The 8,303-nt window shown below is 38.0% G+C and carries 7 protein-coding genes; all 7 read right to left on the bottom strand.

Going from position 1 to position 8,303, the window contains the following annotated elements; translation table 11 throughout:
* Nucleotides 1-97: 97 nt before the first annotated feature.
* Entirely contained in the window at nucleotides 98-1,588 is a 1,491-nt protein-coding gene (locus IE867_RS12010) for an AMP-binding protein (RefSeq protein WP_192484956.1), read from the bottom strand.
* Nucleotides 1,589-1,870: 282 nt separating this feature from the next.
* The gene (locus IE867_RS12005) at nucleotides 1,871-3,223 is read right to left on the bottom strand and encodes an MFS transporter (protein ID WP_225630049.1); all 1,353 of its coding nucleotides are present in this window, start codon (nucleotides 3,221-3,223) and stop codon (nucleotides 1,871-1,873) included.
* A gap of 18 nt (nucleotides 3,224-3,241) precedes the next feature.
* A complete protein-coding gene (locus IE867_RS12000; protein WP_192484959.1) occupies nucleotides 3,242-4,261 on the bottom strand; it encodes an inorganic phosphate transporter in 1,020 nt (339 codons plus the stop codon).
* Nucleotides 4,261-4,908, bottom strand: a complete 648-nt coding sequence (locus IE867_RS11995) for a DUF47 domain-containing protein (RefSeq protein WP_192484955.1) — start codon at nucleotides 4,906-4,908, stop codon at nucleotides 4,261-4,263. The genes IE867_RS12000 and IE867_RS11995 overlap by 1 nt, the downstream gene beginning before the upstream one ends.
* Nucleotides 4,909-5,217: 309 nt before the next feature.
* A complete protein-coding gene (locus IE867_RS11990) occupies nucleotides 5,218-6,105 on the bottom strand; it encodes a TIGR01777 family oxidoreductase (RefSeq protein ID WP_192484954.1) in 888 nt (295 codons plus the stop codon).
* Between the two features lie 245 nt (nucleotides 6,106-6,350).
* Nucleotides 6,351-7,169, bottom strand: coding sequence for a DUF2797 domain-containing protein (locus IE867_RS11985; RefSeq protein WP_192484958.1), 819 nt, complete (start codon nucleotides 7,167-7,169; stop codon nucleotides 6,351-6,353).
* 208 nt (nucleotides 7,170-7,377) lie between these two features.
* Entirely contained in the window at nucleotides 7,378-8,229 is an 852-nt protein-coding gene (locus IE867_RS11980) for a 7-cyano-7-deazaguanine synthase (RefSeq protein ID WP_192484953.1), read from the bottom strand.
* Between the last annotated feature and the right edge of the window lie 74 nt (nucleotides 8,230-8,303).

Here is an 8,303-nt window from a genome sequence, read left to right as displayed (position 1 = left end):
AGCACATTAAAAAGAAATGGACGATGCCAGTGGCAAACTGGGCAACAACCGTTTCGCAGCTCAACATCTTTTTTCCTGAACGGTTAAAACTTGAGCTTTAGGGTGACACAGTTGAGTGAACAGTCTCAAAATAAAAGAATTTAGGTATTTTGAAACCGGCAATGATCGCTTTAAGATGAATGGTTAGTTCTTCTGCACTCACTTGATGATTTTCTTTCAAAGAGATAATTGCCACCGGCACTTCACCCCAAAGATCATCACGCTTTGCAACAACAGCACATTCAAGTACTGCATGATGTGACAGTATTGCCTGTTCAACTTCAATAGAACTGATATTTTCACCACCTGAAATAATAATATCTTTCTTACGATCCTTTATTTCTATTGAGCCAGAGGCATGCCAAATGGCAATATCACCGGTATGAAACCATCCCCCTTCAAATGCTTTAGTCGTTTCCTTATCATTTTTGTAGTAGCCTTTCATAACAACATTGCCTCTGACGATAATCTCACCTAGTGTCTTGGCATCTTTATCAACATCATTCATATTTTGATCAACGACTCTTAATTCACCCGCACATACATTGGGATAACCTTGCTGAGCAAGTTTGTGACATGCTTCAATTGTTATATCATCATGATCTAACTCAACAACTTGATGGGTAAATGGACCATAAATTTCAGTTAAACCATACACATGATCTAAAATAAAACCCAAAGCACTAACCTCTTTAATTAGTGTTGGTGAGGGAGAAGCCCCTGCCGTAAATATACGTATCGCGTGCGCTAAATTAATCGCATGCTTAGAATGTGTGAGCATGGTTAAAACAGTGGGAGCTGCACAAAAGTGAGAGATATCATTCTTCACAAGTTGTTGCCAAATTTCCTTATCATTTATCGCTTGCAGGCAAATGCTCGTAGCACCACTTGCTGCCATTGCCCAAGGAAATGTCCACCCGTTACAATGAAACATGGGTAAAGTCCATAAATAGCGACTATTTTCATCAAGCTTATGACCTATCATCATTGCTAAAGCATTTAAATAAGCCCCTCTATGTGAGTACATAACACCTTTAGGAAGACCTGTCGTTCCTGAGGTATAATTAATGGAAATAATATCATCTTCACTATCAATATTAATCGTATGTGTTTCAAACTCAATGGCCTCTAACATTAATGGCCATTGTGTTTTAAGATTGTATGCAATGATCTTAAATTTCTCATCAACCAACTCACTTAAATCTGAAGAATAAAAGACAAGCTGACTGTCTGAATGTTCTAATATGTAGCTGACTTCCGCTTTTGACAGTCGTGTATTAATACTCACTAAAATTGCGCCAATTAATGGTACCGCGTAATGTGCGATTAAGAAGCTTTCACAGTTAAATGCTAAAAAAGCAACTTTATCTTGTTTTTTAATGCCCATTTTTTTAAGAACAGAGGCAAATTGGTGCACCTTTTTATTAAACGTCTGCCAATCATACTTAATATCACCATCTTCAATTGCAAGCTTATTTTTATATACTATATTCGCACGATTAAGAAAATTCAGTGGTGAAAGCTCTTGCCTATTTGGAAGTTGATCCATATTAACGCTCCTTTGTTGTATTCCTTTTAGCTATATATACCTATCGTAAATCATTAAAATAACTTCAATTTTGTCGATTTAATTATAGACAACTATTCTCTCGATATGAGGATGGATTAGCAAGGCTTGGCAGAAAGTGTGTTTATATACCGCTCGTAAATCATTTTGCGGCGTTCGATGGCAAAGAAGTTTTTGATAATATTAAGTGATTGTATTGCAGGTAATAGCTGCCCTTGACAGAGTCTTTGGGCGCTCATTTGCTATTGGAATCAAAATCAGTCATTAACAAATTTTAGGTTTTAACGCTGATTCATCAAATATTTTTTTATCGACTTTAAGGTAGGCAGCCCCCTCTTCTAAACAGACCATTGCCTCTTCAACACCTGGCAACTTCAGAATACTTTGTTGTAGTGTCTTAGCATCCATATGCTGAGCTTTATTGATACTATATAGTTTAGAGCTTAATTGTTTTGGTTTTTGCATTGTTGCTGCGATCACAATCCATAACACACCTAACAGACCATTGAAAATAAAGATACCCTGTATACCAAAGTGATGCATGATCACTCCACCTAATACACCACCAAAAAATATCCCAAAGAACTGCGCACTGGAGTAAACCCCCATTGCCGTGCCTTTGCTGCTAATTGGGGCCATTTTTGAGATCAGTGATGGCAAAGCTGCTTCAAGTAAGGTAAAGCTTGCAAAATATAGCACTAATAAAAGACTCATCACAATGACATGATGATCAAATTCATACAGTAAAAACTGCATTGCCGTGAGGATAATGATTGCACCAACAAAAACAGGTTTCATCAAATTTTTAGTCTCAGCAATAATGATAAATGGCACCATAAGGAAAAATGAAATAAACAGTACAGGCAGATAAATAATCCACTGTTTATCGACACTCACGCCAATATAGTCAATTAAAATAACCGGAATAGCGAGAAACAATGCTGTTAGCATCGCATGCAAGCTAAAGATACCATAGTTTAAACGCAATAACTCAGGCTTTTTCAATACACTCTTGATTTGACTAGGTGTCGTTTCAGATCCTTTATGAAAAATAACTTTTGTCGGCGTTGGCACACCATAAATTAAGATAACAACACCAATAGCACCTAAGATGGCCGTCAACCAAAAGATACCTGACAAACCAATCCATGTATTTAAAATGGGACCTAGCACCATTGCGCCAATAAACGATAAACCGATTGTCATGCCAATCACTGACATTGCTTTCATACGATTTTCTTCTTTGGTTGTATCAGCGACTAAAGCGGTCAGTGTACTACCTATGGCACCTGCCCCTTGCAAAGCGCGACCAATGATAATGCCATAGATCGTATGTGACATCGCAGCAACAATGCTACCAATGATAAATACGATCAAACCAAATAATATAACGGGCTTTCGTCCATACTTATCGGATAACACACCCAAAACGATCTGTAATAGTGCTTGCGTTAAGCCATAGATGCCCAATGCTACACCAATTAGTGTCGGTGTTGCATCAATGATCTTATCGGCATACAGGCTAAAAATAGGTAAAATAATAAAAAGCCCCAGCATTCTAAAAGCATAAATACTGGCAATACTTAATGTCGATTTCTTTTCTGATTTTAACAACATAGTTAAACCTCAATATGACTAAATATTAACGGATATCCCCAAGTCTCCAAAAAGTGCAAAGAGTAATTTATAAGCAATAAAGCTCATAATGATGCAGCATGGTAAGGTTAAAAGCCAAGCAGTCGCCATTGTTCTTACCACACGCCAATTAACACCACCACTTTCAGGATAACCTGCTCCCATAATTGAACCTGAAGCAGCTTGTGTGGTACTTACTGGCAAACCTAGATGTGAAGCGCCTAGGATCAGCAAACCTGAGCTCATCTCAGCGGCAAAACCGTTCGCTGGACCAATTTTGGCAACACGTGTTGTCAATGTCTTAATAATACGCATACCACCGGATAATGTGCCAAGTGCCATAGTTAAAGCACACAAGCAAATCACCCATACAGGAATATGTGCAACCGTTGATACCATACCAAAGCTAAATAATGCCAAGGTAATAATCGACATCGTTTTTTGCGCATCGTTTGAACCATGACTTAATGCCAATAAACTACTAGAGATCACTTGCATCTCACGAATACGTGCATTTGATTTGCGTGGTGTTTTACGCTTGCTTAAGATCCTAAATATAATCACGACTAAGATAAGGGCTAAGAAAAATGCCAAGATTGGTGATAGCACCATTGGCACGATAATTTTACCAACCAAAATACCATAATGAATCGTATGGATATTACTTGCGGCAATAGCAGCCCCTACCAAAGAGCCAATCAGTGCATGCGATGAACTTGATGGAATACCGAAATACCACGTAAACAGATTCCAGCTAATCGCAGCGAACAATGCAGCAATTAATACTAAATGCGTAATAACATTAGCATCAACCAAACCTTTACTGATCGTTGTCGCTACTGCTGTACCGATAAACGCACCGACGAAATTGAAAATCGCAGCAATAATAATCGCTTGATATGGAGATAATGACTTTGATGCAATCGGTGTTGCCACAACATTGGCAACATCATGAAACCCATTAATAAATTCAAAAAAAAGTGCAATGATGATAATACTGACAAGAACTATCATCATAATTAGATTTCCTTGACGTAAATACGCATCACAGAATCACATAAAGTGGCACTGGTATCAACCGCTGACTCCACAGCCTTGAACACTTCCTTTAGTTTAATCGTTGTCAATGTGTCGTAGTCAGCCTTTTTGATCAGATCAATCGCATCACCCAAATCTTCAACCACATTCTCATCAAGCTCAGTTGCGCGTTGTGACGCAAGTTTAATTTTATCGCCATCTTTATTTTTAAATGCAATGAGTAAATCACATAGTGACTTGGTAATTTCTTGTAACGTGACAACACTGCGAATCAAGCAATCATCGACTTTGCTATCGATCGCATAAATTTGCATTTTTTTGTTGATCTTAATAATGCGTTTAGTCAGCTTAAGCATAATTCCCGATAAATGAAAAATATCACCGCGATCAATTGGCGTAATGAACTGCTCATTCAACTCAACAATGATTTTTTTATTGATATCTACGGCATTTTGACGTTGCTGACGCAATTTAGCCATTAACTCAGTTGCTTTATAAGCATTTTCTTCATTAACAATATCAACCAAAAGAGATGCTGAGAAATGCACATTTTGCGCTGACTCAACAAATAGATCAAAAAAAACTTCCCCGCGTGACGGAATCAACGACTTGATAATTTTTCGCAACATAAGCGCATTTTTCTTAAAACCTTTCAGGTATCGCCATAATAATCGTATTGACGTAAAACACAACCTTAAACTTTATTTTTTACCATAGCTTATATAGTTAAAACATGAGGTAATAGGCAAAAAGAAAGCCATTTATAATCTCATCACAAATATTGGCTAAGACTAAATGCTCACCCACAAGTGCTCCCCGTACCCTGAGCATAAGTCGAAGGGTAGCTTGGGAAAATCATACTTCATAAAGGCTTCGACTTACGCTCAGCCAACGCTTACACAATCAAAGTGGGCAGGAATATAGTCACAGCCCAAATATTACGCCAACAAATCCATCAATGCCGTTTCAATATATGGATATTCAAACATAAACCCTTTTTCTTGTAAGTATTTCGCTGAGATATTATGTGATGAAAGCAGTAGTTCCTTACCCATTTGTCCAAACATTAATCTTACCAACCATTGCGATAAAACTAAGTAGCAAGGTTTGTTAAGCACTTTTGCCAATGCCTTAATAAACACTTTCTGACTACAAGCATTACCCGAGGTAATATTGATATTAGTATTTATGCACTTTTGTTCAAGGATAAAAACCATCGCCTGACACAGGTCATCAATATGTACCCATGACATCATTTGCCGACCATTGCCAATTATTGCACCTAATCCTTTTTTAGCAGTTGGCAGCAGTTTATCAAGCATCCCTCCTTCGCCAAGCACGACACCAAAGCGCACAATGGTTTTACGGTGTAACCGTGCCCGGTTAACTACCGCCTCCCACTGATTCACAACATATTGACAAAAGCCACTATTTGCTTTCGTTCTTTGAATAATATGAGTTTCATCCTGTTCTTTGACAGAGAAGGGATAAAAGCCAATCGCACTGGCATTAATCAACCACACATCATGATCAGCAATCAGTTTAATCAAGCGCTCAGTTGGTTCAATCCGACTGTTTATTATCTTGTCTTTTATTGATTTGCGCCAACGCTGCTCCCCAATACCAAACCCACATAAATTAATCACTATGTCAAATTGTGTCATTTTTGCTGTCGTGATATCCTGCCACGTAATACATTCATCAAAGCCATTGATTATTTGCGTTTGACGACTTAATAATGACACCCAATAACCTTGCTTTTTAAAATGGCGGACAAGGTTTTGACCAATAAACCCTGATCCTCCCGCTATTAATATCTTAACCATAATACACTCCTTGTTGATCGTTTATTTTTTACTCTCTTTATGTTTTTTATATTTCTGTATACAACAAAATGGCTAAGACTAAATATTCACCCATAAGTGCTCATCATATCCTGAGCATAAGTCGAAGGGTAAGCTTGGGAAAATCACACTTCATAGAGGCTTCGACTTACGCTCAGCCAACGCTTACAAAATCAAAGTAGGAAGGAATATATTCATAGCCAACAAAACCTTACATAAACATAAAGTTACACATTCGTGATTAAACGGCATTTATATCCGGCAAATTTGCGCATATTCATTACCCCTGTATCTAAGATAATATATTGCCCTTTGATACCCAATAATGTGCCTTCAACTAATGGATTCTTATCCAAATTATGTGAACTGACTTTCTGCGGATATGAAAGCACAGGATAATGGATATCAATCACTTCATTATTCATCAGCTCAATTGACTGTGTACCATATTGTGTTTTGAGTGATTCAATAAAATCCTGCTCTTTTAGGAGCACTTCATTTTTTATTGATAACAAATCAATCGCATCAGGCTGACCTTTTAGCATTGCCTGCCAATTGGTTTTGTCTGCTAAGTGTTTTGCAAGCTTAGTTTCAATCAATCCTGATAACAAGCGCTCACTCACCTTAATAATCGGCAAAGCTTGTACCGCACCTTGATCAATCCAACGTGCTGGCGTGTTTTTCTCACGTGTAATGCCGACCTTTGCTTTGGCAGTGTTTGCCAGATAGATAAAGTGCGGCTTAATACAGTGCTCACTTCCCCAATTGCTATCTCGACATGTACCCTCATGAAAGTGACATAATTCAGGCTTGATAATACAAGTATCGCACTCAGGCAAGCTACGCATACAAGGAAAACAATAGCCCTGACTAAAGCTTTTTTTGGTTAATCGCCCACAGGCAACGCAATTGATTTCATTTAAGAACTCAAGCTTAATCACTTTACCCAATAAATCATTCATATTGATATCATTCAACTGATAGCAGGCATTATTGTCATGGTCTAGTGAGGTTTTCATTTTTTGCAGATGCAAAGTATATTCAATCATTCAATACTCTTTTTGTTTTTTACATTTCATTCAAGCAACTTATCCATCACTTGCACTACCCAATCGTTGGCTGAACATCGTCAAAGCCACTTCAACGTTGGCTGAGCGTTAGTCGAAGCCATTGCAAACCATAAAGGACATACCCACTTCGACTGACACTCAGTGCATCGCTTCGACTTTGCTTAAGTAATAAATAAAGTATAAATTAAACCTCTTGCTTTTTAAATTCCGTAAGCGTTTTTTGGGCATGTTCTTTGACGGTTTGCCAAGTCACAGGACCTAACTCATCAGCATAAACGGCAGGATCCTGAAGCCCTAGATTCAAAAACGCTTCAATGCGCCCAATCGATGAAGCCGATTGATAATCACTGTAAATGGTATTGTCATGTTCAACCGGAATATAGGAGGTAAACGTCATCTCATACACTTCCTCATACTTTAATCCCAATGACTCACAAGCGCGCATGCCATCGCGTAACACATCAGTCTTTGTACTATTAATATAAGGCAAGTAATACGTGACTTTCTCAGCATCCCAGTTCCCTGCGATAAAGGCATCATAATCTTTATCACGGAATAATTGTCGGCAATCAGGATAGGTTGCATGATCGCCGCCATGAACGCCCATCGCAATAATCACGTCAGTGTTTTGCCCCTCGGCAATCGATAATGCTGCGGCTTGGATGATTGAGCTAAATATCTTATTGCGATTTGGCACAACCGTGAGACGCATATTACTCTCGTGATAATGTCCTGTTGGTACATCCTCGCCACCACTGATCAATGTCGAGTGTAATAATTGTGATAGACCATCAATACTGATGATATGATGTTTGACCTTAAGACCTTGCTGTTTTAAGTAATCGGTAAGACTTAATGCTTTCTCCAGCTCTACTTTATGCTTTTGACCATAGTCAAATGAAATCGCTGTCACCTCATAGTCATCAGCGAGTAAACGTAACATCAATGAAGATGAATCCATACCGCCTGAAAGTGACAATACTGCATATTTATTTTTTGCATTAGTTTTTGTATTACTTTTTATTTCATTACTCATTCTGTTCTCCAAATCATTCCCTAATTTAATCACCAAAGTTTATAAAATCATCTGCAAATGGTATAGTGCTCAAA

Source organism: Cysteiniphilum marinum (assembly GCF_014857925.1).
Classification (GTDB): domain Bacteria; phylum Pseudomonadota; class Gammaproteobacteria; order Francisellales; family Francisellaceae; genus Caedibacter; species Caedibacter marinus.
The sequence above is the reverse complement of the archived record's forward strand: the minus strand, read 5'-3'. Positions and strand labels throughout refer to the sequence as shown.